The sequence below is a fragment of the Parerythrobacter lutipelagi genome, assembly GCF_005434975.1.
Taxonomy (GTDB): domain Bacteria; phylum Pseudomonadota; class Alphaproteobacteria; order Sphingomonadales; family Sphingomonadaceae; genus Parerythrobacter_A; species Parerythrobacter_A lutipelagi.
Map to the genome: position 1 here is coordinate 781,614 of NZ_SKCJ01000001.1, position 26,552 is coordinate 808,165.

General features: G+C 59.5%; 20 protein-coding genes and 1 tRNA gene. 6 read left to right on the forward strand and 15 right to left on the reverse strand.

Annotation, left to right across the window (positions count from 1 at the left end):
• Positions 1-54: 54 nt before the first annotated feature.
• Complete coding sequence (locus E0502_RS03855; protein ID WP_240048846.1) at positions 55-2,217, forward strand: TonB-dependent receptor; 2,163 nt, start codon at positions 55-57, stop codon at positions 2,215-2,217.
• A 167-nt stretch (positions 2,218-2,384) separates the two neighbouring features.
• On the opposite strand, the gene E0502_RS03860 is transcribed toward E0502_RS03855, so the two are convergent.
• Together E0502_RS03860 and E0502_RS15385 are read right to left on the reverse strand one after the other, a co-directional pair.
• Positions 2,385-2,723 carry a UrcA family protein gene (locus E0502_RS03860; RefSeq protein WP_161593698.1) on the reverse strand — a complete coding sequence of 113 codons (339 nt, stop codon included), beginning with the start codon at positions 2,721-2,723 and terminating at the stop codon, positions 2,385-2,387.
• An 11-nt stretch (positions 2,724-2,734) separates the two neighbouring features.
• Positions 2,735-2,857, reverse strand: a complete 123-nt coding sequence (locus tag E0502_RS15385; protein WP_275668348.1) for a hypothetical protein — start codon at positions 2,855-2,857, stop codon at positions 2,735-2,737.
• 146 nt (positions 2,858-3,003) lie between these two features.
• Between E0502_RS15385 and E0502_RS03865 the strand changes: the two genes are divergently transcribed.
• The gene (locus E0502_RS03865) at positions 3,004-5,310 is read left to right on the forward strand and encodes a winged helix-turn-helix domain-containing protein (protein ID WP_137676627.1); all 2,307 of its coding nucleotides are present in this window, start codon (positions 3,004-3,006) and stop codon (positions 5,308-5,310) included.
• A 327-nt stretch (positions 5,311-5,637) separates the two neighbouring features.
• Here E0502_RS03865 and E0502_RS03870 read toward each other — a convergent pair whose 3' ends face one another.
• The 5 genes from E0502_RS03870 to E0502_RS03890 all read right to left on the reverse strand — a co-directional run bounded on the left by E0502_RS03870 (position 5,638) and on the right by E0502_RS03890 (position 9,937).
• Positions 5,638-6,270 carry a tyrosine-type recombinase/integrase gene (locus E0502_RS03870; protein WP_137676628.1) on the reverse strand — a complete coding sequence of 211 codons (633 nt, stop codon included), beginning with the start codon at positions 6,268-6,270 and terminating at the stop codon, positions 5,638-5,640.
• A gap of 512 nt (positions 6,271-6,782) precedes the next feature.
• The gene (locus tag E0502_RS03875; RefSeq protein ID WP_137676629.1) at positions 6,783-7,223 is read right to left on the reverse strand and encodes a DUF2721 domain-containing protein; all 441 of its coding nucleotides are present in this window, start codon (positions 7,221-7,223) and stop codon (positions 6,783-6,785) included.
• A 79-nt stretch (positions 7,224-7,302) separates the two neighbouring features.
• Complete coding sequence (locus E0502_RS03880) at positions 7,303-8,097, reverse strand: class I mannose-6-phosphate isomerase (protein WP_420813466.1); 795 nt, start codon at positions 8,095-8,097, stop codon at positions 7,303-7,305.
• The gene (locus tag E0502_RS03885; RefSeq protein WP_137676630.1) at positions 8,094-9,131 is read right to left on the reverse strand and encodes a mannose-1-phosphate guanylyltransferase; all 1,038 of its coding nucleotides are present in this window, start codon (positions 9,129-9,131) and stop codon (positions 8,094-8,096) included. The genes E0502_RS03880 and E0502_RS03885 overlap by 4 nt, the downstream gene beginning before the upstream one ends.
• A gap of 71 nt (positions 9,132-9,202) precedes the next feature.
• A complete protein-coding gene (locus tag E0502_RS03890; protein WP_137676631.1) occupies positions 9,203-9,937 on the reverse strand; it encodes an energy transducer TonB in 735 nt (244 codons plus the stop codon).
• Positions 9,938-10,013: 76 nt separating this feature from the next.
• Between E0502_RS03890 and E0502_RS03895 the strand changes: the two genes are divergently transcribed.
• Entirely contained in the window at positions 10,014-12,791 is a 2,778-nt protein-coding gene (locus E0502_RS03895; protein ID WP_137676632.1) for an ATP-binding protein, read from the forward strand.
• Positions 12,792-12,862: 71 nt separating this feature from the next.
• On the opposite strand, the gene E0502_RS03900 is transcribed toward E0502_RS03895, so the two are convergent.
• From E0502_RS03900 to E0502_RS03910, 3 genes are all read right to left on the reverse strand, one after another.
• Entirely contained in the window at positions 12,863-16,312 is a 3,450-nt protein-coding gene (locus tag E0502_RS03900) for a TonB-dependent receptor (RefSeq protein ID WP_137676633.1), read from the reverse strand.
• Between the two features lie 258 nt (positions 16,313-16,570).
• Complete coding sequence (locus E0502_RS03905) at positions 16,571-17,488, reverse strand: isopenicillin N synthase family dioxygenase (protein ID WP_137676634.1); 918 nt, start codon at positions 17,486-17,488, stop codon at positions 16,571-16,573.
• 25 nt (positions 17,489-17,513) lie between these two features.
• On the reverse strand, positions 17,514-18,827 hold the full coding sequence (locus E0502_RS03910; protein ID WP_137676635.1) for a NupC/NupG family nucleoside CNT transporter: 1,314 nt from the start codon (positions 18,825-18,827) through the stop codon (positions 17,514-17,516).
• Between the two features lie 141 nt (positions 18,828-18,968).
• Between E0502_RS03910 and E0502_RS03915 the strand changes: the two genes are divergently transcribed.
• Positions 18,969-19,652, forward strand: a complete 684-nt coding sequence (locus E0502_RS03915) for a queuosine precursor transporter (RefSeq protein ID WP_137676636.1) — start codon at positions 18,969-18,971, stop codon at positions 19,650-19,652.
• Here the strand turns inward: E0502_RS03915 and E0502_RS03920 are convergent.
• On the reverse strand, positions 19,649-21,577 hold the full coding sequence (locus E0502_RS03920) for a beta-galactosidase (protein WP_137676637.1): 1,929 nt from the start codon (positions 21,575-21,577) through the stop codon (positions 19,649-19,651). The genes E0502_RS03915 and E0502_RS03920 overlap by 4 nt on opposite strands.
• Positions 21,578-21,859: 282 nt before the next feature.
• Between E0502_RS03920 and E0502_RS03925 the strand changes: the two genes are divergently transcribed.
• Positions 21,860-22,531: a response regulator gene (locus E0502_RS03925; RefSeq protein ID WP_137676638.1), complete on the forward strand. Its 672-nt coding sequence runs from the start codon at positions 21,860-21,862 to the stop codon at positions 22,529-22,531.
• A 40-nt stretch (positions 22,532-22,571) separates the two neighbouring features.
• Here the strand turns inward: E0502_RS03925 and E0502_RS03930 are convergent.
• Positions 22,572-22,647: transfer RNA gene (locus E0502_RS03930), tRNA-Lys, on the reverse strand.
• A gap of 43 nt (positions 22,648-22,690) precedes the next feature.
• On the reverse strand, positions 22,691-23,176 hold the full coding sequence (gene folK, locus E0502_RS03935) for a 2-amino-4-hydroxy-6-hydroxymethyldihydropteridine diphosphokinase (RefSeq protein WP_137676639.1): 486 nt from the start codon (positions 23,174-23,176) through the stop codon (positions 22,691-22,693).
• A gap of 98 nt (positions 23,177-23,274) precedes the next feature.
• On the opposite strand from folK, the gene E0502_RS03940 reads away from it, so the two are divergent.
• The gene (locus E0502_RS03940; protein ID WP_137676640.1) at positions 23,275-24,711 is read left to right on the forward strand and encodes a M20/M25/M40 family metallo-hydrolase; all 1,437 of its coding nucleotides are present in this window, start codon (positions 23,275-23,277) and stop codon (positions 24,709-24,711) included.
• A gap of 13 nt (positions 24,712-24,724) precedes the next feature.
• On the opposite strand, the gene aguB is transcribed toward E0502_RS03940, so the two are convergent.
• Both aguB and E0502_RS03950 read right to left on the reverse strand, forming a co-directional pair.
• The gene (aguB, locus tag E0502_RS03945) at positions 24,725-25,600 is read right to left on the reverse strand and encodes an N-carbamoylputrescine amidase (protein ID WP_137676641.1); all 876 of its coding nucleotides are present in this window, start codon (positions 25,598-25,600) and stop codon (positions 24,725-24,727) included.
• A gap of 16 nt (positions 25,601-25,616) precedes the next feature.
• Positions 25,617-26,477, reverse strand: coding sequence for a class I SAM-dependent methyltransferase (locus E0502_RS03950; protein ID WP_137676642.1), 861 nt, complete (start codon positions 26,475-26,477; stop codon positions 25,617-25,619).
• Between the last annotated feature and the right edge of the window lie 75 nt (positions 26,478-26,552).

The window sequence follows — 26,552 nt, forward strand, 5'->3', positions numbered from 1 at the left end:
AGGGGTGCCAATATGCGTTTTCCACTTGCGAGGACGTGCTCGCTTTATTCGGCTTTGATTCTTTCAATTAGCGCGGCCCATGCGCAGCATGCGCAAGTCGACGCCGATGTTGAAAATCCCGACGATGATGTACCGGTCATTATTGTCACCGGTCAGAAGATGGATCGCAGCCTTCAGAAAACGACCGACAGCGTTCGGGTCGTGACTCGAGAAGAATTGCTTCGCGAAACCGGACGTGACTTGTCCGATACGATCAACCGCGTTGCGAACGCTTCAGCAACCGTCGGCGATCGCAGTTTCTCCATTCGCGGCGTGGACCAGCGTGGGGTCAGCGGCCGGGGATCGACATTGCTGATCTTTGTGGATGATTCGCCGCTCGGCAACCGCACGACCGCGCTTGGCCCGACCGACATCTGGGACTTGGAGCAAGTTGAGGTTTTTCGCGGGCCCCAATCAACTAATTTCGGAAGGAGCGCTCTGGCCGGCGGCATTTATATCCGAACCCGCGACCCTCAGTACAAGTGGTCACTTGACCTGCGTACCGAAGCTGGCGAAGCCAGTACTTACCAGGCCGCCATCGCCGGCGGCGGACCAATCATCGACGACAGCTTTGCTTTCAGGATTGCAATCAATCGGCTCGAAAGCGACGGGTTCGTCACCAATTCTTTCCTTGGCGGCCATGCCGACCCCTCGCGCCTGACCTCGGCGCGGCTGAAACTGCTGATCGAACCGGTTGCGGACATCTCGATTGTTACCAGCACCAGCTTCACCGACAATCTGCGCGGCGAAAGCGGGGTGAGCGCCACAAACGGCAATCCCGGCGTGCCTTTACGTGCCGGCGAGGTGATGCGCGAAGTCGCCTACGACCTGCCCGGTCTCGAGAGTACAGAGACTTTCATCCAGTCGCTGAACGCTTCATGGAATATCAATCCTGCCGCGCAATTGAGGCTCATAAGTACGTATCAGGATACAGTGTATTCACGACAGCTCGACGGCGACAACACGCCCTCGCCGCTGTCTTTCAGCCAGCGTACTGGTAACGAGCGGATCATCACGCAAGAATTGCGCCTTGCATTCGCGGGCGAGAGCTGGGCCGGCGTAGTCGGCGGGTATTATTACGACCTCAGAGAAGCGCGAACTGACGATTTCGTGATTCCGTTCTTTTTCCTCGTACCCAGCGTCCCTTTCGATGTGAGGCTGGCCCGCGATTCGGATTTCTCGATCGATACGCGCAACTATGCGGCCTTTGTCGAAGCAGAGATCGCGTTGAGCGACCATCTCGATTTCCTCCTTGGCCTCCGATACGATTACGAAGAACTTGATACCGCATCGATTGCATTGACTACTTCGGTGGCGCCGCTGCCACCTGATCTCGCGTTCCTGAATGGCTTTCTCGGATCCGAAAGCGAAAGCATCGCGGCTTCTTACGATGCTTGGCTACCGAGAATTGGCATGCGCTGGGCTTTGAATGACAATGCAAACGTCTCCTTCGTGGTCCAGCGCGCCTATCAGGCGGGTGGTGGAGTGTTCGACGTGATCGACGGCCGCGTGAATGAGTTCGGACCGGAATATCTTTGGAATTACGAGTTGGCACTCCGGACGTTGTTGCTAGACGGTCGATTACGCTTCAATGCCAACGCCTACTACGCCGACTGGTCGGACCAGCAGGTTCGCCAGCCGCGGGCCGATTTCCCATTTGTCTTCTCGATCGAAAATGCTGGCGCATCGACAATTTGGGGCTTGGAGGCAGACTTAGCATTTGAGCCTGTTGAGGACTGGGAGCTTTACGGGGCGATCGGCTATGCGCACACCGAATTCGACAAGTTCCCCAACGACCGTTTTAATCCAGCGCGTCCCGTGTCGGAATTCAATAGTCCCGACTTCAACGGAAATCGCTTTCCGTTCTCATCGCGCTGGTCCGCCAATCTCGGCTTCGCGCACGAGCCTGCGCGCGGGATGTTTGGTGGGGTCGATGTAAATTTTCGTTCGAGCCAGTTTAATTCCAGCGCCAACCTCGCTGTTAACCGCTGTTGCGAGCGGCTTACTGCCAACGCCAGGCTGGGTTACGCGATAGAAGGATTCAGGATCAGCCTATTAGCGCGAAACCTTTTCGACGCGAATTATTACACCTTCCTGACTGCAGCGAGGCCCGGCGCCGAGTTCGGTGTATTGGGCGATCCCCAAACATTTTCGGTCCGGCTCGACGCTAGCTTCTGATCTGGATCATTAAAGAGGCCGCGCTTGCAACTAGCGCGGCCTTTGGTGGGTGTATGATACCGGGCCGCAAGGGGACACTAGCGGCCCGGTATCGGAGGTTGAGCGGACAGTCCTTCGAGGTGTCCAGTCCTTGCAGGTGCCGCCCAGCCTTTTGGCTGCGGCCCCGCCTATTTCACGGCGAAGCGGATCTGGCGGTCGGAGCGCGCAAGACGCGCATTGCCGTAGTTTGCGACTGCGAGGTCGCGCGACGGCTTGGCAGCCGCTCGCGTCTCAAGCTGACAATTCCGAATCGACGAATCGAATGTCGGACGACCAGTCAAATTTCCGCAAACCTTTTCGATCGCACGTTCGATGCGGCGGTCGAAGATGTCCTGACCAGCCTTGCCGCTCAAATCAAGGTCTGCATAACTGACTTGCACGGTTGCGCCTTCATTCGCCTGGGCGGCCGAAACGGGCAGAGCGATTGCAGCGAGAGCGATTGCAGCTGCGGTTAGGGACTTCGTCATTTTCATTCTCCTCAAATGTGCGGCGAGATTACCGCGTATTCATCGGGCGTCCGGCCTGAAGCGCTGATCGGATCGGCCCGAACTGCCTGCTGGACGAGAATGAAAGTGACCGATTTGGCCTTATGGCGCTGCACACAAACACAGCAATTTCAGTGATTTTGACCTTATGAAAAGTTTATATTGCGCCCATTCTGCCAAATTCTGCGGAATTCGCGGTGAGAACGCGGTCTATTTGCGATAAGAAAGTTGCACTGTAGTGTGTACGCGAGGGGCAGGTGGCATGAACGATCAGACGATCAATTCGGATGAAGTGCTTAAGGCGCGGTCGCAGAAAATCGACCTCGCGCATCATGGCGACTTCGAACTTGGTCCTGTGACCGTGCGCCCCTCAGTCAGAAAGATCTACGGTCCGCTGGCGGAAGTCATGCTCGAGCCGAAGGTGATGCAGGTCCTCACTGCTCTGTCCGATCCGATTGGAAACACCCTCTCGCGAGACGACTTAATTGAACGCTGCTGGGAAGGACGGATCGTTGGTGACACATCGATCAACCGAGTGATCTCGGTGTTGCGCAGCGGCTTGAAGGAGGTGGCCGGTGAAGCCCTTGTCGTCGAGAACATACCCAAAGTGGGCTATCGCTTGCTCCTCCATGGGCAGTCAGATGAACCCCGGACAAGCCTAAATCCTGAGAGCAGCCCTGCCGAAACGGCTGCGCGATCACTGCGGTCTCACGCGCTGGTCGCCGCAACGGTGGGAGCAACGCTCATCTTGCTGCTAAGTGCCATCTTGTGGTGGAGGCCTGCCGCAGATCCTGGGATCGAAGAGGTTCGGTTGGCAATGCTGCCACTAGAGATCGAAGAAGGCGTAGATCCTATCTACTCAAGCGGCCTCGAAGCGGAACTTCGGTCTGCTTTCGCCAAGGTCGGTGCGATGCAAGTCACTGCCAGTGAGAGTGCACAAATTCTCGTCGATCAGGGCATTTCGCCAACGGAAATCGGGGAACGGCTCAACGCTGACTACGTGTGGATTGGCAATTTCACGACCGACGTAGAGCGGTCGTCGCTTCAGGTTCGGATCGTGGACGTAGAGAACGGACAGGAGTTCTTTTCACAGTCCTTCCAGAGCGCTCCCGACGAAGTCGAGCACCTCCCCTTTCGAACAGCGCGTGCGATAACCACTGCGCTGAGCCGGCCAGTGAAGGGTGAGCAGGAACCAACGTCGATTTCTGCGGGAGATTATCGCCTCTACCTCGTGGGGTTGGGGCTGCTCAAGACGCGCGGTAACGACCAGCGAAAGGCTGCGCTGGAGATCCTGCAGCAGGTCACTACGCGCAACCCGCAATTTGCCGATGGATGGGGTGCTCTGTCGAAAGCGCAGTTTCTCTACCCGGCATTTGAATTCGAGGAGCGCAAACAAAGTGTAGCGAAGGCAAGAGAAATCGCCCGGCAAGCGCTTGATCTAAATCCTGATACGATCGAGGCGATGAAAGTAATGGGCATCTCGAGCGAGGATGCGGATGAGGCGCTAAGTCAATTGGAACGCGCTGTCGAGCTTGACCCAGGCGACTCCGAAGGCTGGTTTTGGCTCGGGGTGACCCAGCGCAAATTCATCCTCGAAGGAGGTCATCCGCTCACGAGCCATCGACAATTGCTTGAAATTGATCCGCTTTGGCCGGCAAGTTGGATGGGCTCAGACATGGCGGCTCATTTTGGCAATTTGGACATCGCCCGTGAAATGGAAAGCGACGTCATCGCTGCGGCGGTAACGCCGAGCCAGCGCCTTTTCGCCGAGGCGCGGCTCGCGCGGCTGCAGGGCGATCTTTCCGGCTACATGCGCCTCATGCAAAACGCCGTTCGCACCGCTACTGAATCAGAACGCATGTGGGGTTCGGACCTGCAGGATCGTTCGATACGAATACTGCTCGGCATGCCTCAAGTGGACGGTATCGTTTGGCCTCGGAACAAGGCTCCTGCAAGCGTAATGGATGAAGTTGACCTAGCCCGATTGCCTTCGCGCGAAGTGTTACGCGAATTCGATCTGACCGGATCAGGTGCATGGGATGACATGAACTTTGTTAAGGGCGCTCTTCCGCTCTACCTCCAGTATGACCGTCATGAAGAACTGCTGGCAGACTACGACGCCCGTTTTCCCGACCATGACGCATACCTTGAGTTTGCTGACGCAACAGGCCAGCCCGAGCGTGTGATCCCTGATATCTCGGTTTATCTGGTTCTTGCGCTTCGCCGTGCCGGCCGGGAGAGCGAGGTGGCGAAACATCTCGACAGTTTGGAAAAGGTGATGACACGATGGAACATCGCCGACCTCAACTGGCTCGACCAGAAGATTATTCAGCTGGAGTATGCAGCATTGATTGGGGACGAGAAGACAGCAATTGAAATCGTCGAGTCCCTCCCTGGATTTGCTTGGCCATACTCCTATGCAACGATCGATCCGACGAATTTCAACCTGCTCAAGGACGATCCCTTATTCGACCCGATCCGTAATCTGCCAGCGATCCGTGCGGTGATTGATCCCATCCGCGCGCGGTTGAAGACCGAGAGAGCGGAGATTGAGGAACTTGGCTTGTAGCCTTCGATAATCTCAAGCTCCCTCACTCGAATCCCCGGCAAGATAACAGATAGCGAACCCCTCCGTGATTCTCTCCGAAAGAAGGCATGGGACGTTCTCCAAGCACCTTCCGCAGTGCGTGGGGTCAGTCCAGGAATGACGCAGCACCAAATTAGAATTGCGTGATAACTCCCAACTTCATCGTCGGTGAGAGAGGTTGGCCTCTAACACGGTAGGAGCCTGAGATCGTTTTCAGGAGATAGTCGTGACGAATTCAGCATTCGAGAAAGGGCAAATACCACCCCAATTGCGGACGCCAGCCAGCTTGTGACTGGCGTCCAGCAGTGGTCAGATCTCGGTCTTCTCCGCTAAAGAGAGGGCGTCCTCAATATCGACGCCAAGGTAGCGCACCGTGTTTTCGATCTTGGAGTGACCGAGCAATATCTGGATTGCTCGGATGTTGCCCGTCGCTTTGTAAATGATCGAAGCCTTTGTTCGGCGCAGCGAGTGGGTGCCGTACTCCTCAGGCCGCAATCCAATGGCCTCAACCCACTCATCAACAAGCCGAGCGTATTGTCGCGTGCTCAAGTGACGAACCGGATCAACCCGGCTCGGGAAGACAAAGTCCTCTACGTCACCGCCTCTGAGCTCCAGCCAGGCGAACAGACTTGCACGCGCGTCCGCCGCAATCTCGAACTGAACAGGTCGACCTGTCTTGCGTTGCGTGATTGTCGCTCGTGACCTGATTTCTGGACCATTCACCAAATCGCCGATCTTCAATTCGACAAGGTCACAGCCTCGTAGCTTGCTATCAATCGCCAGATCAAACAGCGCGCGATCTCGGATACGCTCCTCTCGGTCTAGAAAGAAACGGATCGCCCAGATCTGCTTCTGATTGAATGGACGCTTGGGACCGATCTTAGCTCCAAAGTTCCAAGGCACTCGGTTTTGAGTTGCAGGATCAAAATGTGAATACGTCATTGCTATTCTCCTTGGCCGGAATGGCCTTGGAGAACGTCAGCTCTTGGGGACTAAGATCTCGAACGGCGATGTCTTGGATTGGGGCGCAATGCTGCCATGCCAGTGAGCTCGCTTTAATGTCTGATTCCGCCATTTAGCAGGCCAAAAGCAGACAGGCAGCTTCCCACCCATCAACGGCCATTCAGCTACCGCGATGCGTCGCCTGAAACCGGACAGGCGCGCGGTTGTGACTGGAAACACTCGCTAGAGGCATTCCGTGCGAAGCCGGTTTTGCTCCAAAGCATTTTCCTACACGTTCCGCGGTCGCTATCGTGCAGGGATGTTTTCCGGTCATCCGCTTTTGCCGCGCCGCAGGTTCCATCAGGAGTGGACCGCCCTGACCATGTCCCCGGGGGGCTCCACTCAAAGCGTCAAGGTGCCGAAAGGGCGTTTATCTCAACAATATCAATAGTTAAGGGCAGATTCGCCCGCTTGACACGGTGTCAACTTCGTCAAGCAAGTGTCAAGCTGCTCTAGAGTTTCCGGTCCAGTTCCAGAAACGTCTCGGGGATGCGCAGGCTTTCCGCCGCAACCTGTGTTTCACGCAGGAACAACAGCAGAGCCCACATCAACAGGCCTACCGACACGAGGAACGCCCCGGCGGCAATCTGTTGCAGCCGCGCGCCCGCCATTTCCTCGACAAACAGCAGGCCCACCGTCAGGCCGATGCTGAGGCCGGACATCACCAGCAACCGCATGGCGCGCCCGATCAGCGAAATCCGCCGCGCAACGATGCGGATTTCCACCACCACCATATCGTGTTCGCCATCTTCGGTCTCGCCATGCAGACGGCGCAGTTCGCGGCTGCGATCGACCACCCGCGCCAGCCTGCTGGTGAGGATGTTGAGGATGTTGCCGATCGCCACAAGGACGAACACCGGCGCAAGCGCGAGCTGGATGGTCTGTGCGATCATTCGGGAATTTCCGCGTTGGAGGTTGCTGACGGAGCATTTGGCGATGTTCGGGCCAAGTCGCAACCGACGCAATTCGGAATCAGGTCAGGGCAGTGGCAATCAGGAGCTTCCCGTCAGCGGATGGCGAGATTTGCGAAACGTCCTCGACCGCAGAGCACGTGCCCGGCCCGAGAGTTTCCCCCGCCAGCGTAACCGCACCTTCGAGCGGCATCACCAGACACGGTCCATCGACGGTCGGCATTTGCGCAGAAACCACCAGATCGAGCGTGAACTTCGGGCCGTCGACCAGCCGAACATTCTGGCTGAAATCGACATGGCTGCGCAGCGCCGCATCGTAAGGCTCGCCGCACGCCACGGCCAACGCTTGGTCGAGATGCAATTCACGCGGACGGCCATAATCGTACAGCCGATAGGTAATGTCGCTGTTCTGCTGGATCTCGACCAGGCTCAGGCCGGGACCGATGGCGTGGACTGTGCCGGCAGGCAGGTAGAAGAAATCGCCGCGCTTTGCCTCGTGCCAGGTCAACAGCTGCTCGATGGAGCCGTCAAGCGCAGCCGCGCGCATTGCCTTGCGGTCCAGCGGTTCGTCGAACCCGATGGCCAGCGCCGCGCCCGGTTCCGCATCCAGCACCAGCCAGCACTCTTCCTTGCCGCTGAGCCCTTCGGGTGCCTGCGCATCGGAAGGATGGACCTGGACCGACAGTTTCTCGCTGGTGAAGAGGTATTTGGCGAGCAGGCCGGAGACCGGCGGCTGCGGTTCAAACCAGATCTCGCCGATTCGTTCGCCTGCTGGAGTAGTAAAGGGTTCGGGCAGGCGATCCCTGCCCCAGACCTTGGCGACCTCGCGGATCGGCAGGCGGCGCACCGCGCTCACTGGCCCGCAGCGCCTTTCAGCTTGCCGACTTTCTGTGCACCACTGGCGGTGGTCACCAGCACTTCGTCCCCGTCGACAACAATGACTACGTCTTCCAGCCCTATGGCGGAGACGCGCGCCCCATCGGTCTGCACATGAACATTGCTGCAATCGACCAGCTGCGCCCGGCCCTTGACGCTGTTTCCGTCCGCATCGCGCTCGCTTGCCGCATGCAGCGCCTGCCAGTTGCCGATGTCCGACCAGCCCATCGCAACCGGAACCACCGCGGCGCGGTCGGTGTTTTCCATCACCGCATAGTCGATCGATTCACCGTCAATGGCAAGAAAGCTTGCTTCATCCGGGTGGAAGATGCCGTCCCGCTCTTCGCCGCGCTCGACCGACTGCCGCAGAGCATCCGCCATGGCCGGCCGCTGGGCCGCCAGCTCTTCAAGAAAGGTTGCGGCCTTCAGGCAGAAAATGCCGCCATTCCAGCTGTACTCGCCGCTCTCGACGAAGCCTCGCGCCGTTTCCAGATCGGGCTTCTCGACAAAGCGGTCGACCGCATAGCCACCGGCGATTGGGTCTCCGCGCTTGATATAGCCGTAGCCGGCTTCCGGCGCTGCCGCTTCGATCCCGAAGGCCACCAGCCAGTTTTCCTCTGCCAACGCGGCGGCGCTTTCCGCCGCTACAGCGAACGCCTGAGGGTCGGCGATATGATGGTCGCTCGGGCAGACGAGCAGAATGTCATCTTCGTCTGCAAGCAGAGCGGCAAGAGCGATGGCGGGCGCCGTGTTGCGCGCGGCCGGTTCTTCGATCCTGCGCACGCCTTCGGCCGCACCGGATTGTCCGGCAATCAGATCCCTGTGGGCGGAGCCCGCAACGATCGTAGCGGGACCGAAAATGGCCGGATTGGTCGTGCGATCGAGGGTCTGCTCGAACAGCGTCCGCTTACCCAGCAGAGGAAGAAACGGCTTCGGGCGCGCCGCACGACTGCGCGGCCACAGCCGCGTGCCGCTGCCGCCGCACAGAATCACCGGATGTATTTTCGAGCTCATTGCCGTCAGTTCCTTCGCGAAAGGAGGCATAGCGCTGGTGCCTTGCTATCCGGTTACCGCACCGTTCATCATCATCGTCCGTTGAAATCGACCCGATAGCCATAGCGTGCTTCGACCGGCGTGCCATCTGCCCGGGTCGCGGGGTTGAAGCGGATCTTGTCGATCACCAGTGGACAGACACGCGCCGTTGCCTCCGCATCAACCTGTGTGCGGGCAACCGAACAGTTCTTGGCGCGGCCATCGGTGGCGACGGTGAAGACGACGGTGACAGATTTGCCGAACCGGACTGAACGCCCGCCTTCCGGCACGGGAAAGTCGCGCGCCTGGTCCAACCGGCCCGAACGGACCGACGGCTTGTTGGCGATGCCGTTGCCTTGTCCGCCGCCTTGATTGCCGGAACCGGTGCCAAGTCCGTCACCGGATGCGCCGGTCCCGTCCCCGCTGTCGCGCGCGCCCGACCGGCTTTCAGTGCCGGTGGAGGATGCCTTGGGCACAGGCGTTTTCTTGGGCAGGGGTAGCGGCATGTCTGGTGCCGTCACCGGCTTGGGCGTCGCCCGTTCACCCGGCGCGCCCGCCGCGCCTTCGTCAGGTTCGGGGTCGTCTTCTGGCGGAGTGGCATCGCGCGTCGTTACCGTCACGCTAACGGCTTCGACCACGCTGCGCTCCACCGACTGGACAGCGCCGGGGGCAAGGAAACGCGCAAGCCCATAGAGAAAGACGATATGGAAGAGAACGATCAAGGCGATCATCCCCGGACGCGGTTTGCGCTTGATCGTCGTGAAACTCTGACCTGCATCCTCTACCATTGCGCACAATCACCTATATCCGTCGCAGCAATTTGCCGACCATCCCCGCCTATAACCAATCGTCAGGAGGCTGGCGATGTTCCGAACTGCCGAAAATCCGGTGTCGATCGATTTACGCAACGCGGCGTGGAACTGCGTCTTGCTGCTCGGCGGAGGGCTGGCATTCGCTCTTGTCGCCTATACCTCTATTGAACTGACGCGCGGGGATGGCCGGATCGCGATGATCTGGGTGCCGAACGCCATCGCCGTCGCATTTCTGCTGCATCTGCGCCTGCAGCGCGAAATTCCGGTCCTTGCAACTTTGTTCATCGGGAATATCTCGGCCAACCTTGCCGCCGGAGACATACCAAGCACCGCAGCGATATTGAGCGCTAGCAACACGCTGGAGATCACGCTTGCCGTCATGCTCTCGCGGCGGTTCATCGCCCCGCTGCCCGATATGCGCCGGATCGATCATCTGGCGAAATTCGTCTTGCTGGCAGGGGTGGCCGCGCCTTGTGTGGCCGCAACAGCTTCGATGGCGACGCTTGGCAAATACGGTTTGTCCGGGTGGGTCAAATGGGCCGGCACCGATGGCCTGAGCATGATTATCATCGCCCCGGTGCTCCTGATATTCCTTCAGGCGATGCGTGATCCGCGCCTGCCGACGCGGCGCGAAGCCTACGAGTGGATATTTCTGACGATCGCCGGAACGACGCTTACCACAGCCGTCTTCTTCCAGACCGACTTCCCCCTGCTGTTCCTCGTTCCCATGGTGGTGATTGCGCATGCTTTTCGGCTGGGCAGCCTTGGCACGGCGTTCTCGACTTTCAAGGTAGGGGTGGTCGCAACTCTCTGCACATACAGCGGCACCGGGCCAATCCACCTGATCGACCATTCGCTGGAGACCCAACTGGTCGTATTGCAAGTGTTTCTCGCCTCGGCTTTTGTTTCAGGCCTGCCGGTTGCCGCCGCGCTCCAGCGGCAGAAGAATATTCTCGCGGATCTCAAGCGAAGCGAGGCTCAGATCAGCCTGCTGACCAACAACATGTCCGATGCGGTTATGCAATTCGACATGAGCGGCATCTGCATATTCGCATCGGCCTCGGTCAAAGAAGTACTCGGCCAGCCAGCAGAGGCCTTTGTCGGTAAACCGGCGAATGACGGTGTTCATCCTGACGAGAAAGAGCGGATCACGGAGCTGCAGCAAAGCCTCATGAAAGGCGAGACGGATCGCGAGCGGCTGACCTATCGCCGCGTGCTCGACGATGATCAGGGCAAACCGGTTTACATTGAGGCGAATTGCACACTGGTGCGAGACGCGGAAACCGCACAAGCGGACTCGATCATCGTCTCCTATCGCGATGTAACTGAGCGGGTGCTGCTGGAACGCAAGCTGATCAGGGCGCGGCGCCACGCAGAAAACGCCGCTCTCGCCAAATCACAATTTCTGGCGAATATGAGCCACGAGATCCGCACGCCGATGAACGGGGTTCTGGGTTTTGTCGACCTGTTGCTGGAAAGCGATCTGACCGGCGGTCAACGCCAGCACGCCGAGCTGGTGCGCGATTCCGGCAAGAACATGATGTTGCTGCTCAATGACATTCTCGACATTTCAAAGATCGAGGCGGGCGAAATCGCGATTCGGCCAGAAGCCTTGTCGCTGCGGCACTTGGTCGAAGGATGCGTGCGGCTCCACTCGCCAACTGCGCAACAGAAGGGTGTCGCAATGCTCCACAGCGTGGCCGACAATGTTCCCGATGCGATTATGAGTGACAGCTTGCGGCTACGACAGATACTGCTCAACTTGTTGGGCAATGCCGTAAAATTCACCACCCAAGGTGCGGTCGAGCTATCGGTGGCGCGCCACGGGCCCGCTCTTATCATCAAGGTCGCAGACAGCGGTATCGGAATTCCACCGGACCGGCTGGAAGACATTTTCAATCCGTTCGAGCAAGCGGAAAACAGCACTGCGCGCAAATACGGGGGAACCGGACTGGGGCTTTCGATCAGCCGCCGCCTGACCGAATTGCTCGGCGGAGTGCTAACGGTCGAAAGCGTGTCAGGCACCGGATCGTGCTTTGCGCTAAGGCTACCGTTGGTCGAAGCCTCGGACGTAGAGGCTCGTTCAGATGTAGCAGCCATGGAAAGCGTGCAGGCGTGCGTCATACCAGGCTCTCGCGTCTTGCTGGCAGAAGATCATGACATCAACCGCATCCTTGTTGCTGCCATGCTGGAGCGGTTCCAGCTCGAGATCGACATTGCTGAAGACGGGCAGGAAGCCGTTACCCGAGTTATGGCGGCGCAATCGTGCGGGCGGCCGTATCAGCTGGTACTGATGGATGTGCAAATGCCCGAATGCGACGGATACACTGCGACACAGACGATCCGCAGCCTGGGAATAGACGCAGATATGCTGCCGATTGTGGCCCTGACAGCCAATGCGTTCGAAGATGATATCCGGGCGGCCTTCGACAGCGGCATGCAGGGCCATTTGGCGAAGCCACTGGCCTTGGCCGACCTTGAAGCGGCGTTGGTCAAATGGCTGCCCGTAGTCGCTGGCAGCGAAGTTGCGCCGCAACCAACCAACGACTTTGTTCATCCGGAGAAGTCAGCTTCTCTCGAGGAACGCTGGCGGGAGCGCCGGAAAGAGGCACTCGACGCCGTGGCCGCGACCTTGCGCCAGGGTTTCGACGACGCGCAAACGATCGAGGAACTTGCCCGCACAGTGCACAAACTTGCCGGTACGGCCGGCATGTTCGGAGAGGAAGGACTGGGCGACCGCGCAAAGGCCTTTGAGAAGGCGCTGCGCGAAGACGGGGTTTCGTCAGGACGCCGGGCCGATCTGGCCGAAAGACTGCTCGCCGCCGCATGATCCGCAAACACAAACGGCGGCCCCCGAAGGGACCGCCGCCTGTTTGGTAGGAGTTGGGCTGTCGGGTTCGATTAGAACTCGTAGCGAACGCCGACCTGAATTTTCCAGGCCGAGCTGGAGATCGCCACGAACTGATCGTCATCCGGATTGAAGCCCGAGATGATGTATCGACCATTGCCGTCGACCCCGCCATCGACCACATCGGTGAATTCCCGCTGGAATTTCACGCGGTTTGCTTTGCTGTCGACAAAGTTAAGGAAGTTGTCGAAGTCCGCAAACAATTCGATTCGATCGTCGACCAAGCCGGTCAGGCTGCCGAGGAACGGCAGTTCCTGACTGAAGCGCAGGTCGAGGTCATAGGACCAAGGGTTACGGCAGGTGTTGCGTTCGATCGACTGACCGGGCTCAAAATCACAGCCAGAAGCCGCAACATAATTGATCAGTGACTGGACCGCAGCCGGATCGCTCAACGGCGAAACGTTGGGGTCACCCACGCCTGACGGCACATAGACCAGAGCATTGTCTGAACCCGACGAGCTGTCGTTAAACACCGCACCGCCGTCGAAAGTCAGGCTGTACGGACGACCGGAACGTGCCCGGAAGTAGATCCCGAGGCGCGTTGCATAGTCACCGATGAACTCTTCCTTGAAGCTCACAGCCGCCGTGATGTTGTGGCGGGTTTCGTAGTTCGAGGTCGAGACAGCCGGGTTCTGGCGGTCGAAAGCGGCGGTCACGTCGTAAGACGAAGTCGCGGTCGATGAGCCGACGTTGCGGTTGTTGTTCGAATCGGTGAACGCATAGCCGAAGCGCAATGCCACGCTGCCGCCTTCAGTGAAGATGCCTTCACTGAAGTTCTTCGACAGTAGGAATGATGCGATGTGGCTGTCGTAGCTTGGACCGTTGGTCAGCTGGATGAAATCATCCACGCCGGCATTGCGGCCGTTGGCGGTGTTCCTGAAACAGGCCGCAGTGACATTGTTCCACACCGGCGGAGTGCCGCCCGCGTAGACCAGCGACGCGTCGCAACCCGGGAAGGTGTTGTCGATCGCAGCGTAAATCGGGCGACCGTCGACAGTGAAGCCGCCGTTGGTACGAACGTCAGGCGTCTGGACCAGATCGACGAAGTTCAGCGTGTCGTTGAACCGCGAGTAGATGTAATCGAGGTTCATCTTCCAGTTGCTGAAGAAGCCGGTGTCGGTCCCGATATCGCTCGAGAAACCAATATTGGCCCGCACCACGGTCGGTACGTCGAAGTCCGGATTGGTCGACTGGACGTCACCGCCACCGACTGCCGCATCGGCGCTGCCGCCGGCACGCACACAGTCAGGGAAGCCGGTGAATGCGCCATTCTGGACCACGCTCGCCGGGAAAGCAGCGCCGCAGTCGAGCGATGTACCCAGCGCGGTCGAGAAGCCGTTGTTCGAGAACGCATTCGAGAAGTAGACCACCGGGTCACCGCCCGAGAAAATACCGACGCCACCAGTCAGGCGTGAGCTGCTCAGGAAGCCTTCGTTATCGAACTCGTAGGTTGCCGAGAAACGCGGCAGAAGGACGGGGTCGAGCTTGCTGAACGGATTGGCGTTCGAGAAGCCCACGCGGTCCAGAAACGACGGGTTCGCGCGCGGCGTGTCGCCATCGTACAACTGGACGCGAAGACCGGCATTGATCGTCAGCTGATCAGTCGCCTGCCACTCATCCTGTGCGTAGAACGAATAGATCGTACGATTGAAAGTTGCTGCCGCTTCATTGATGTCGCCGGTCGGCGTGGCGTTGATGTCGGCACCATAACCCTGACCGCGAACGATCTGTTCGTTGGTCGGGAAGAAGCGGTTGCCCTGATTGACGATGCCTTGCTCGAAATTGTCGAGGCTGGAGAAGTAGAGCGAACCGGTCGCGTTGATTGCGAAAAGGTTGTAGACTTCCAACTGGTTAATCTCGGCACCGATCTTGAACAGGTGGCCTGCACCAGCGTCGATGTTCATCTGGAACTTCGCCTGGTCGATCGTGGTATTGAGCGCGTTGGCCGAGCGGAAAATGCCCGGGCCGGTGTTCAGAACGCCGAAATCGTCATCATTGTTACCGAGGATACCGTCATTACCCGGCTGGCGGGTACCGACGACGAGGCGGACAGTCGGGTTGTCCGACTGTGCTTCACCGAAGCCGAACGGACCCTGCACGTCGGATACTTCCGAACGGCTCAGGCGCAATTCGGTCGAAACCGAGTCGCTCCAGTCCGAATACAAACGGACCGAGTAGTAATCCGACTGCGTGCCTTCATTCTCGAAGGAGTTCAGTCCGCCCAGATTATCGCCGCCGAAGTCGGGCTCGACATTGCTTTCCTTGAGTTTCTGATACGAAGCTTCGAGGCGGTGATCGTCAGTGATGTAGGCATCGAGACGGCCGAAGTAGCGGACACTGGTTTCCTCCAGTGTGCGCGGATAGCCGCCGATGTCCTGACCGTACACATCGCGCGCAATCTGCGCGAAACGGTCGAAGTCGGCCTGGCTGATGGCATCGACTTCATTGGCAAAACCGCCGCCAACCGGGCCTTCGTCATTCGCATCACCCAGGTCAGTCTCTTCATAACCAAGGTAGAAAAACAGGCGGTCGGGAATGATCGGACCACCAAGGGTCGCACCCCAGCGCTTCTCGCTGCCGGAAGACAGCGGACGCTCGTTACCGTCACCGTCAATGATCGTGTCTGCAAGCAGGCTGTCATCAAAGAAGGTGTAGAATGCCGAACCGTGGAACTCGTTGGTACCTGACTTGGTCACGACGTTGACGAGACAACCGGTGAAGTCCGAATATTCGACGTCGAACGGCGCGAATTCAACGGAGGTTTCACGGACTACGTCGAACGGCAGCGGCAGCGAGTTACGCGCTGCGAAAGGCGTGCCGTTCAGGCCGAAAACGTCGGCCTGGACGATACCGTCGACGGTGAACGTGTTCGAGCGATCATTACCGCCTAGGCAGGAAATGCGATCGACTTCGTTGTCACGCTCAAGGCTCACGCGCGGGTCGAGGCGGATGATGTCGCGAACGTCGCGGGTCAGGCTCGGGAAAGCTTCGAGAGTTGCTTCGCCGAATGCGGTGCCGGGGCCGACAGCAAGCTGCTGCACATTGGCGCGCTCACCGGTGACGACAATAAAGCCGTCGCCCGACGCACCAGCCGCGGCATCCGAAAGCTCGAAAGTGAAATCGGTGTTACCCGACACGGTGATGAACTGGCCTTCAACCGACTGGCCTTCGTAACCGTCAGCCGTAACCGTGATGGTGTATGGCCCGCCCGGGACGAGCGAGGCGGTGCGGAATGTACCATCGGCGCTCGTGGTTAGCGTGCGGCTCTGACCGGTTCGCGTGTCGGTCACGACAACCGTTGCGCCCTGGATGGCGCTGCCGGTGGTCGAAGTGACTTCGCCTTCAACGCCCGAAGTAATCGATTGTGCGGTGGCGGGTGCGGCAACCATGGCCGTTGCCGAAAGGCTGACGACGCTGGCGGCCAGAAGATATTTGAGTTTCATGGGTCGGATGGTCCCTGTTCTCTTGTCGATACGAATGGGTGGGATCGGAATTGCCCGCCCGCTAGATGCGATAGGTGATGCGAAAAAGGGGAATTTGTGACCTGACAATGACAACCAGGGCAAAACTTTTACACAGGCGCAATGACGGTCAATAAAAGACGTTATTTCAGAGCCTTATGACTGTTGCTGCAATGCAACAGGATTCTGCAAAGATTCCGCTGGCGCGAATCCGGCCCGGTTAGGCAAGCGGTTAGAGAATCAGGCCAGGTTGATCTCGCGCAGGCGTTGCAACAAGAATTCGTGACTTGAAATCGGCTCCGGAGCATTACCGTCATCGCAGGAAGGCAGCGTTTCGATGACGTAATCGGGCCGGAAATGCAGAAAAAACGGCATGGAATATCGCGCGCGATAGGCCGCTTCGCCCATCGGATTCACGACCCTGTGCGTGGTCGAGCGCAACTTGCCATTGGTCAGCCGGTCGAGCATGTCACCAATATTGACCGCGAGCGCGCCGGGCGGCGGATTGACTGCCAGCCATTCGCCATTTCTGGTCAGCAGCTCCAGGCCCGCTTCTTCAGCCCCGAGCAACAGAGTGATGGTGTTGATATCGCCATGCGCGGCAGCACGGATCGCGCCTTCCGCCTCTTCGCCTTCGAGCGGAGGATAGCGCAGGAGACGCATGACCGAATTGCCGTCCTCGACGGTCGGCACGAAGAAATCTTCCTCCAGCCCCAGATGGATCGCGATGGCGCGCAGCACCCTGTCGCCCGCATCCTCGAACGCTGCGTATAGCGCTTCGAATGTTTCCTTGAATTCCGGGATCTCGTCCGGCCAGACGTTGGGCTGCATGTATTCCGAGAGCGCATGCCCTTCAGCCAGGCTGCGCCCGACATGCCAGAATTCCTTGAGGTCGTGGACCTTGGCATCCTTCGCCTTCTCCGTGCCGAACGGTGTGTAACCGCGCGCGCCGCCGCCGCCCGAAATATGATACTTGCGCTTCACATCGTCGGGCAGCGCAAAGAACTGCTTCGACAGTTCTTCGGCTTTGGCGATCAGGTCGGCGGGTATTCCGTGGTCACGGATCACAGCGAAGCCAAACTCGGAAAAGCTGCGGCCAAGCTCGTCGGCAACCTCTTCGAGCGGGCGGGCAATGGATACAGAAGCGATTTCGGTCATGATGCTTTTCTTAAAGTGTTGGTCGTCAAAGTGGTAGGAACAGGCCCGCCAGCGCCGCGCTCATCAGATTGGCGAGCGAACCGGCAGCCAGTGCCTTTAATCCCAGTCTTGCGATGACCGGTCTTTGATTTGGCGCAAGTCCGCCGGTCACCGCCATCTGGATCGCGATGGAAGAGAAATTGGCAAACCCGCACAGCGCAAAAGTGACGATTGCGCGGCTGCGTTCGGTCAGGCCTTCCAACTGCCCCAGCTCGATAAAGGCGACAAATTCGTTTAGTACAATCTTGGTGCCGAACAGTCCGCCGGCCACCTGCGCCTGTTCCCAGTCGGCAATGCCGATAAGATACATCACCGGCGCGAAGACATAGCCAAGGAGCTGCTGAAAACTGATGTCCGGATAGCCGAACAGTCCGCCCACTCCGCCAAGGATACCGTTGGCCAATGCAACCAGCGCGACGAACACCATCACCATTGCGCCAACGGCAACCGCCAGCTTGACCCCTGTCTGAGTGCCTTGCGCGGCAGCTTCGATCACATTGGCGGGCCGGTGGCCCTCCTCGAACGTTTGGGCGACTTCGACTTCATGCGCTTTGCCGCTTTCGGTAATAGCCGCCGGGCCTTCTGCGCTGATACGCGCTTCGGGCAGCTCGATATCGCCGACAATATCCGAGTAATCGCCATCGTCCGGCATGATGATCTTGGCCATCAGGATGCCGCCCGGCGCCGACATGAAAGCAGCCGCCAGCAGGAACGGGACCGCGTCATTGCCGATGAAGCTGGCATAGGCGGCCAAGATCGTGCCGGCGACGCCAGCCATGCCGACGCACATCAGCGTGAACAGGCGCGAAGGCGGCAATGAGGCGAGATAAGGCCGGACGACCAGCGGGCTCTCCGACTGGCCCACGAAGATATTGGCAGCGCTGCCAAGTGCTTCGACGCGGCTGATACCGGTGATCCAGCCGATCGCACCGCCAACCCATTTCACCAGGAGCTGCATGATGCCCCAATGGTAGAGGATGGAAACCAGAGCCGCAAAAAAGATGATCACCGGCAGGGCGGCAATGACAAACGTGTTGGTGAAAGGGTTCGCATCCATTGGCCCGAAAACCGCTTCGATCCCGATTTTGGAAAAATCGAGCAATGCGATGACGCCGTTCGAGAGCCCTTGAATGGCCTGCACCCCCCACGGCGTACGCAACACCAGCAAGGCCATAACGGCTTGCAAGGCAAAGGCTGCACCGACCACTCGAAGATTGATTTTTGTCTTCGCGCCAGAGAGCAGGAACGCGATGCCGAGGATGGCGAGGATGCCTAACAGGCTGGCGAGGATTGGATGCATGTTCTGACGCGCCCGATTCTGTTGGCGTTGCAATTCACTTCGCCCTTCGCCTTTTGCAGCGTGTCAGTCAAACACGATGCCCACAGATCGCCATAGGCCGCGTCCTTCCCTTTTCGCGCAGATCACCATAATCCCTTTGCCATGGTAGAGACAAAGAACGCTCCGGCGACCGCATTCCACCTCAACCGTTCGCTGCTGTTCATGCTGCTGCTGTATGGCGGGATGACCGTGGTGGCCGGCGTGCTTGCATACAAGCAGGTGCAATTATGGCCGTTCCAGCTGGCGGTGGAAGCGGGCATTTTTGCCTTCCTGATCCTGGTCGTGATCTCGAGCACGGTCACACAATTGTTTGGCGAAAAGCTCGCCAATCGTATTGTCTGGTGGGGCTTCGTGCCGCTGGGCGTGTCTTCGCTATTGATGACAGTCGTGCTTGGCCTGCCCGCGTCGCCGGAGATGGTTCAGTTCAGGCCAGACGATCTGGCCGCTTTCGAGCGGGTTCATGCACAGCTGTGGCGCGTGTGGCTTGCCGGACCGGCCGCCTATCTGGTCTCTTTGCTGCTCAATATCTGGATATTCTCGAAGCTGCGCGGCAGCGGCGATCAGGGCACGCTGGGGCTGATGTTCCGCGGCGCGGTGGCATCGGCGCTGAGTCAGGCAATCGATTCGGTGATCTTCATCACCCTCGCGTTTTATGGCGAATTCGAGATCACTGACCTGCTGATCGGGCAGGTGATAGCCAAAGTCACGCTCAGCTTCGTTCTGGTGCCTTTCCTGATTACCGGCGCGGTCGCCTTTGCCCGCTGGCTCGACCGTGATCCCGCTTAAGTGCGGGACACGGTGACGCCTGCCGCAGGCAGCGCACCGGTACCGAGCACGAATCCGCCGCAGGCTTCGTCAGGCAATACGGCCGAAACTGGTGCATAATTCCAGGCGAAAAGATAAGCGTCGGTCCGGCGAAGCCGCAGTCCTTCCGGCATCGGGATGACTGGCAAGCCTGCGTCGTGCGCCGCCCGCGACAGCACTTCATCGGCGAGCGAACCTTCGAGCCAGCCTGCGGCATAGCGCACCCCGGCTGACTTCCAGCAAGCCACTATGCCATCGTCGCTACTCAGTTCGGCCTCTGCATCGGTTTCGATATGGTCCAACCAGCCACTCAAGCACCAGCCTTTGCCCGCATGCTGCGCTCCTTCACGCAAGGTTTCGCTCAGGCTCACCGTGCCGGGGAACAGGGACTTCAGCTTGCCGGGTGCCAGTTCCGGTGGAATCGCAAAATCCTTGTCTCGGCTCCCGCTACGCGGCCCGATCACGATCTGGCCCTCGAAGGCTTCAAGGCTGGCCAGCGCGTCGTCACTGACGATCGGCAGGCACGGAACCACGGCCAGCGCATATCCTTCCAGCGAAACGCCTGGCCGGACAATATCGACATTAAGGCCAAGCCTGCGCAGCGCCGAATAGCTTTCGAAAGCCGCCCATAGCGCGGAACACCCTCGCCCCTGCGGCTGAGTCAGTGTCACCCATTCGCTGTCATAGGAGAACAGCAGAGCGACTTGCTTCACCGATGCGCCGATATCGCCCAGCGAAGCAATGTCGGCTGCCGCTTGCGCTGCTTCGCCCAGTCCCGGTGCGGCTGCGCTATCAGGCCGAAGCAGGCCGGCATGCATCTGCTCCTGTCCCTTGGGGAACTGCCGCCAGCGGAAATAACTCACGATCTCGGCCCCATGGGCCATCGCCTCCAGTGTCCACAACCGCACCATGCCGGGCAACGGAGCCGGATTGTGATGCGCCCAGTTTACCGGGCCGGGTTGCTGCTCGATAACACCCCATCGGCCGCTGACCGTGCATCCGCGATAGAGGTCATGATGGAACGCCGCGATATCGGGGTGACCCTGCCGCAAGTAGCGCTGTTTATCCGCCTCGGAGAAGCGAAACATCTCGAGGAAGCCAAGCGGATAGCTGTCCCACGTCAGCATATCGAGCTGCCCGCCGAGATCGTGATGGTCGAACTGGGTGAAGAAGCCCATCGCATTGTGGGTAATGGTACGGCCGGGCGACATCTCGCGCAGGATCGCCACCTGCGCGGCGTTGAACGCCATCACCTGATCGGACGAGAACCGGCGGAAAGCGAGCCAGTGCGCGGGGTTCGCCTCCGTGACAGTCAGATTGGGAAGCTCGATTTCGCTGAACGAGCGATATTCCATGCTCCAGAAAACATTACCCCAAGCTTCGTTGAGCTCTTCGATATCCCGGTATCGCCGGGCGCACCATTGGCGGAATTCGTCACGCGCAGCCGGAGAGAAGCTTTCCACGGTATCGTGGCAGCCATATTCGTTGTCTGTCTGCCATGCAGTTACCGCCGGATGCCCGCCGTAACGCTGCGCGATTGCGCGGGTGATGCGCTCGGCCTCAGCGCGATAACCGGCATGGCTGAAGCAATAGTGCCGCCGCGAACCAAAGCCGCGCGGCCTGCCCTGCGCATCATGGGCAACCATGTCCGGCATCTGATCGACCAGCCACTTGGGCGGCGTAGCGGTCGGCGTGCACAGCATCAGCTTCAGTCCCTCGCCATGGAGGGTTTCTATCGCCCGGTCGAGCCATGCCCAGTCGTAGTGGCCCTGCGCGGGCTCGATCCGGCTCCACGCAAATTCGCCCAGCCTGACAAGCGAAAGCCCCGCCTCGCGCATCCGGCGTGCGTCGCGGGCCCACATCGTCTCTGGCCAGTGTTCGGGGAAATAGCAGCATCCCAGTTGCATGGCGCACCCTCTCTTCATCCGTGCGAAGTTGCCGCTTCGCATACCCGCGGGCCAATGCTGGGCAAACCACAAATGCAGCAAGCCGGCCCATGGCGTGGGCATGGCGTGGGCATGACATTGACGAGGCGCAACTTCCGCTGGACTTGTGCCGGTCCATCCAGACGGAAGGTTGGCTATGCCGTATTCCACCTGCCATGTCTTGGGTCCTGTCGCTTTGCGGACCTTTGCACTACTCATCTGTTATTCACGTACAGAAGGGCGTGCGAAAAAAGGGCCATGAGCATGAATGAGCAGACCCGCGACTGGCATCACAGAATAGCCATCGTCGAAGACGATCCGGTCGTGCGCGAACACTTCATCGAGATTATCAGCGACGAGGACGGGCTCGATCTTGCAGGCGTGGCATCGAATCTCGCCAAAGCGCGGGAGATCCTTGCACAAAAGCCAGATCTGTTGCTGCTGGATATCGGCCTGCCCGATGGCAGCGGGCTCGATTTCATTTCTGAAGTGCAGGAACTGAGCGATACGAAGATCCTGATCGTGACCAGCTTCGGAGACCGGGAAACGGTTGTGACCGCAATTCGATCGGGCGCCGATGGCTATTTGCTCAAGGACTCAAGTGTCAGCCAGATCCTCGACGGGATTGAAGCGACGCTCAACGGCGGCGCCCCGGTCAGCGCTGCCGCAGCGGTGTATTTGCTCGACCGGCTGCGCAAGGAAAAAGTTCCGACCATGGAACAGGTGGAAAGCGAGGACGCCGGCCTGACGCCTCGCGAAGTCGAGTTGCTCGAGCTGTTTGCCAAAGGCGAGAGCTACAAGGAGGCCGCCCGGAGCCTGGGCATTTCACCCCTCACCGTCGGCAACCATGTGAAATCGATCTACCGCAAGCTGGCGGTCCACTCACGCGGCGAAGCGGTGTATGAAGCGATGAAGACCGGTCAACTTAAGCTGTAGAGCGAAAGAGCGATGGCAGTCGCGCGGTCTGAGAAATTGGTGGTGAGCCGTGCTGGGTTCGAACCAGCGACCTACTGATTAAAAGTCAGTTGCTCTACCGACTGAGCTAACGGCCCCCACAGGGTCGGACCGGGCTTGATCTGCCCGACGTCCGGGCGCTCACCTAGGGAGGGGTTTCGGCTTGGTCAAGCGGGCATTGAGCTGCCGGACAGAAAGTCCGGTCACCGGGTCGCGCCAGCCGGGCGCGATGGACATTGCAGGGCCAAGGACGAAGGTGCGTTCGCGGAACCGGGGATGCGGGATTGCCAGTTCCGGTCCGACCCAGATCCCGCCACTCCACAGCACGATATCGAGATCGAGCACCCGCGCACGCCACCGCCCGCCGCCGCCGGTTCGCCCGAATGCTCGTTCAATCGACTTGAGCGCGCCGAGCAGATCGCGCGGGCTCAGTTCGGTTTCGAGCAGCGCAGCAGCATTGGCATAGCGGCGCAGCGAAGGGCCAAGCGGCAAGCTGGCAATGACCGGCGAGCAAGTGATCGAGCCAAGTGCGGACACAGTCTCGACTGCGGCGGCGATGACCGCCCGCGGCGGACCATATTCGGCATGCGGCTGGTTGGAACCCAGCGCGAGCAGATAGTCATGCATGTGCGGGTCCCGACATAGCCGCCTGTCTAGCGGCGCGGTTAAGACTTGCAAATGCGCCGCGTGCCCTCACAGTGCGCGCGGACGAGAGGAGTTTCCGAATGATCAGGCAATCCATTCTGGCCGGCGCGATGGCCGTTACGCTGACCTGTGCACCGGCGGCGCAGGCGCATGACGGGCATGTGCTCGATCTCGACACCGACCAGAAGATTGCGCTGGATATCTACACCGACATCATCGGCTTCCGTACAGCGCGCGGCCATGGGCAGGTTCCGGCAATGGTCGACTATCTCGTCGCCCGGCTCAGGACCGAAGGCTTCGCGGCGGAAGACATCATGGTCACAGACTACGACAGCGATGGCGAAGAGACACAGGGGCTGATCGTCCGCTATCGCGGCGACGGGTCATCGGGCCGCAAGCCGATTGTGCTGCTAGGCCATATGGATGTGGTCGACGCACTGCCCGAAGACTGGGAGCGCGATCCGTTCACGCTAACGTTTGAAGAAGACTATTTTTTCGGACGCGGGACGATGGACAACAAATACGGGGTGATGAACCTCACGCAGACCTTTTTGCGACTGAAACATGAAGGCTGGACGCCCAGCCGGGATCTTTATCTGGTCTTTTCCGGAGACGAGGAAACCGGAATGGTCTCCACCCGCGCGCAGGCCAGATGGGTGGCGGAAAATATCGACCCAGAATTCGTGCTCAACAGCGATGCAGGCGGGCTCGCGTTGAGTGACGACTTCAAGCCGCTCGCGATGCGCGTGCAGGCCGCAGAGAAAACCTATGCGACATGGGAACTGACTGTGTCCAATCCGGGCGGTCATTCTTCACGGCCGCGCAGCGACAACGCAATTTACGATCTCGCCGCAGCGCTGACGCGGCTTTCGAAGCACAAATTTCCGGTCCAGGCGACCGAGCTGACCCGCTCTTATCTCGGCGCCTTGGGCCAGACAGCTCCGGGTGAGCTGGGCGAAGCCATGCGTGCCTTTGCTGCCGATCCCACCGACGAGGCCGCCATCGCGACGCTTCAGGCGAACCCTGAAACAGTCGGCACACTTGGTACGACGTGCATCGCCACCATGCTCAAGGCCGGGCACGCTGAAAACGCGCTGCCCCAAAGCGCGACCGCGACAGTCAATTGCCGGATTTTCCCTGGGATAGGCGCGGAAGCGACCGAGGCTGCGCTGCGGCAGGTGGTAGCGAACGACGACATCGCATTCCGGCTCAGCGGCGAAGTAACGGAAAGCCCGGCCTCGCAGCTGCGTGATGATGTCCGTGCTGCACTGGCCAAAAGTCTGGCGACACGGTTTGGAAAGCCGGTGCCGGTCATACCCTACATGGAATCAGGCGGAACCGACGGGATGCATTACCGCACGCTGGGCTATGATACGGTCGCGATCAGCGGTGCCGGCAGCCGGGGGCAGGATATGTATGCGCATGGCTTGAACGAACGGCTTTATGTCGATGCGTTTCTCAATGGCCTCGACCATTGGTATATCATGCTCAAGGAGCTGGCCGGGGACGGAGCCTGAGCGGGGGCAACGCCTAGATATCTTCGGCAATCCGTCCGTAAAGCTGTGGGCGGCGATCGCGGAAAAAGCCCATGCCCGCGCGGTGTCTTGCGGCCAGTGACAGATCCAGCGTTGCGACCAGAACGCCTTCCTCTTCAGCGCCATATTCGCAAACCAGATCGCCCCATTCGTTGGTGATGAAGCTGTGGCCGTAGAAACTCTGTCCAGCTTCCTGTGTGCCTTCGTGACCGATCCGGTTTGCCGCAATCACCGGCATGCAATTTGAGACCGAGTGCCCCTGCATCGCGCGGCGCCACATCCGGCTCGTGTCGAGATCTGCATCATAGGGTTCTGAGCCGATCGCGGTCGGGTAAAACAGCAGCTCAGCCCCTTTGAGCGCCATGACCCGCGCGCATTCGGGATACCACTGGTCCCAGCAAATGCCCACGCCGATGCGGGTAGTGCCAGTGGCATGGGGCACATCCCACACCTTGAACCCGCCGTTTCCGGGGCGGAAATAGAATTTTTCCTCATAGCCCGGTCCGTCGGGGATGTGGCTCTTGCGGTAAGCCCCCATGACTTCGCCATCGGGACCGATCATCGCGAGCGTGTTGTAATAGTGATGGCCGTCGCGTTCGAAGAAGCTGGTCGGGATCGCCACTTCAAGCGACTTCGCGAGCTTGCGCATGGCGATAACCGAGGGATGCTCCATAGTCGGCCGGGCCAGAGCGAACAGCGCTTCATCCTCGACGCGGCAGAAATAGGGGCCGGAAAAAAGCTCCGGCGGCAGAATGATTTGCGCCCCTTCGCGTGCCGCGCGCTCGACCAGCTGCGCGACAGCATCGATATTTTCGGACTCGTCCTCAGAACCGAGGGCCAGCTGAAGGGCGGCGACAGTGATTTCACTCATGCGCCGCCCCCTAAACTTACATCGCTTTCTTGAACAGCAGTGTCATGCGGTCGCTTTCGCCGATTGCCTCATACTTGGCGCGGTCCTCGTCGCCGTAACGAAGCACCGGGGGCAAGGTCCACACGCCGCCTTCCCAATTGGCCGGGTCTTTCGGATTGGCATTGATTTCCGAACTGCCGACCAATTCGAAGCCGTGCAATTCGAACAGCTTCACGACATCCGCCTGACGCATGTAGCCGCGCGCCGGATTGACATCGCTCCAACTTGCGTCGGCAGGCGCGCGGTGCTGGACCACACCGACCATGCCGTCATCCTTCAGCATGCCGCGCACGGCAGCAAGCGTGGTATCGGCCAGATCGTTGTTCCACATGCCGTGCATGGAGCGGAATATCAGCACGCGGTCGGCCGTGCCTTTCGCTTCATCGGGGATCTCGTCTATTTCGTAGGCAGCGACATCGCCAGCCTTGATTCCCATGGCTTCCGCGACAGTGCCCTTGAAGGTTTCCGTCCATCCTTTCGAGCGCGCTTCGGCGGCCCGGTTTGGATAATCGACCGCATCGCTATCGCCATTAAGCGCGACATATTTGCCTGAAGGCATCAGCCAGGGCGCAAGGACGCGGGTGTACCAACCGCCGCCCGGGCCCCATTCGACCACGGTCATATCCGGCTCAACCTGGAAAAAGTCGAGCGTTTCGGCCGGATGCCGAAAGGCGTCACGCGCGCGGTCATCAGCGCGGCGCTCATCCATCAACACCATGTGCAAGGCGTGATCGTCTGCCGAACCGGCGGAATGGTCCATGCCTTTATGACCGTCGGCAAGCGCCGGGGTGGACGTGGCAAGGATCGCGACCGAGGCCGCAGCAAGTAGAAAACGCATTATGAAACTCTCCCGAATTGTTCGCGGATACACACTACGCGCGTGCAAGCCGATGACAAGTGAACCCGCGCTTCC

Bases quoted from the DNA above. Each gene is read 5' to 3' on its own strand.
- E0502_RS03950 (WP_137676642.1), bottom strand. From the start codon at position 26,477: ATGCGTTTTCTACTTGCTGCGGCCTCGGTCGCGATCCTTGCCACGTCC.
- E0502_RS03895 (WP_137676632.1), top strand. From the start codon at position 10,014: ATGTTCCGAACTGCCGAAAATCCGGTGTCGATCGATTTACGCAACGCG.
- E0502_RS03890 (WP_137676631.1), bottom strand. From the start codon at position 9,937: ATGGTAGAGGATGCAGGTCAGAGTTTCACGACGATCAAGCGCAAACCG.
- E0502_RS03900 (WP_137676633.1), bottom strand. From the start codon at position 16,312: ATGAAACTCAAATATCTTCTGGCCGCCAGCGTCGTCAGCCTTTCGGCA.
- E0502_RS03875 (WP_137676629.1), bottom strand. From the start codon at position 7,223: ATGATCGCACAGACCATCCAGCTCGCGCTTGCGCCGGTGTTCGTCCTT.
- E0502_RS03870 (WP_137676628.1), bottom strand. From the start codon at position 6,270: ATGACGTATTCACATTTTGATCCTGCAACTCAAAACCGAGTGCCTTGG.
- E0502_RS03885 (WP_137676630.1), bottom strand. From the start codon at position 9,131: ATGAGCTCGAAAATACATCCGGTGATTCTGTGCGGCGGCAGCGGCACG.
- E0502_RS03915 (WP_137676636.1), top strand. From the start codon at position 18,969: ATGGTAGAGACAAAGAACGCTCCGGCGACCGCATTCCACCTCAACCGT.
- E0502_RS03910 (WP_137676635.1), bottom strand. From the start codon at position 18,827: ATGCATCCAATCCTCGCCAGCCTGTTAGGCATCCTCGCCATCCTCGGC.
- E0502_RS03940 (WP_137676640.1), top strand. From the start codon at position 23,275: ATGATCAGGCAATCCATTCTGGCCGGCGCGATGGCCGTTACGCTGACC.
- folK (WP_137676639.1), bottom strand. From the start codon at position 23,176: ATGCATGACTATCTGCTCGCGCTGGGTTCCAACCAGCCGCATGCCGAA.
- E0502_RS03905 (WP_137676634.1), bottom strand. From the start codon at position 17,488: ATGACCGAAATCGCTTCTGTATCCATTGCCCGCCCGCTCGAAGAGGTT.
- E0502_RS03860 (WP_161593698.1), bottom strand. From the start codon at position 2,723: ATGACGAAGTCCCTAACCGCAGCTGCAATCGCTCTCGCTGCAATCGCT.
- E0502_RS03920 (WP_137676637.1), bottom strand. From the start codon at position 21,577: ATGCAACTGGGATGCTGCTATTTCCCCGAACACTGGCCAGAGACGATG.
- aguB (WP_137676641.1), bottom strand. From the start codon at position 25,600: ATGAGTGAAATCACTGTCGCCGCCCTTCAGCTGGCCCTCGGTTCTGAG.
- E0502_RS03865 (WP_137676627.1), top strand. From the start codon at position 3,004: ATGAACGATCAGACGATCAATTCGGATGAAGTGCTTAAGGCGCGGTCG.
- E0502_RS03925 (WP_137676638.1), top strand. From the start codon at position 21,860: ATGAATGAGCAGACCCGCGACTGGCATCACAGAATAGCCATCGTCGAA.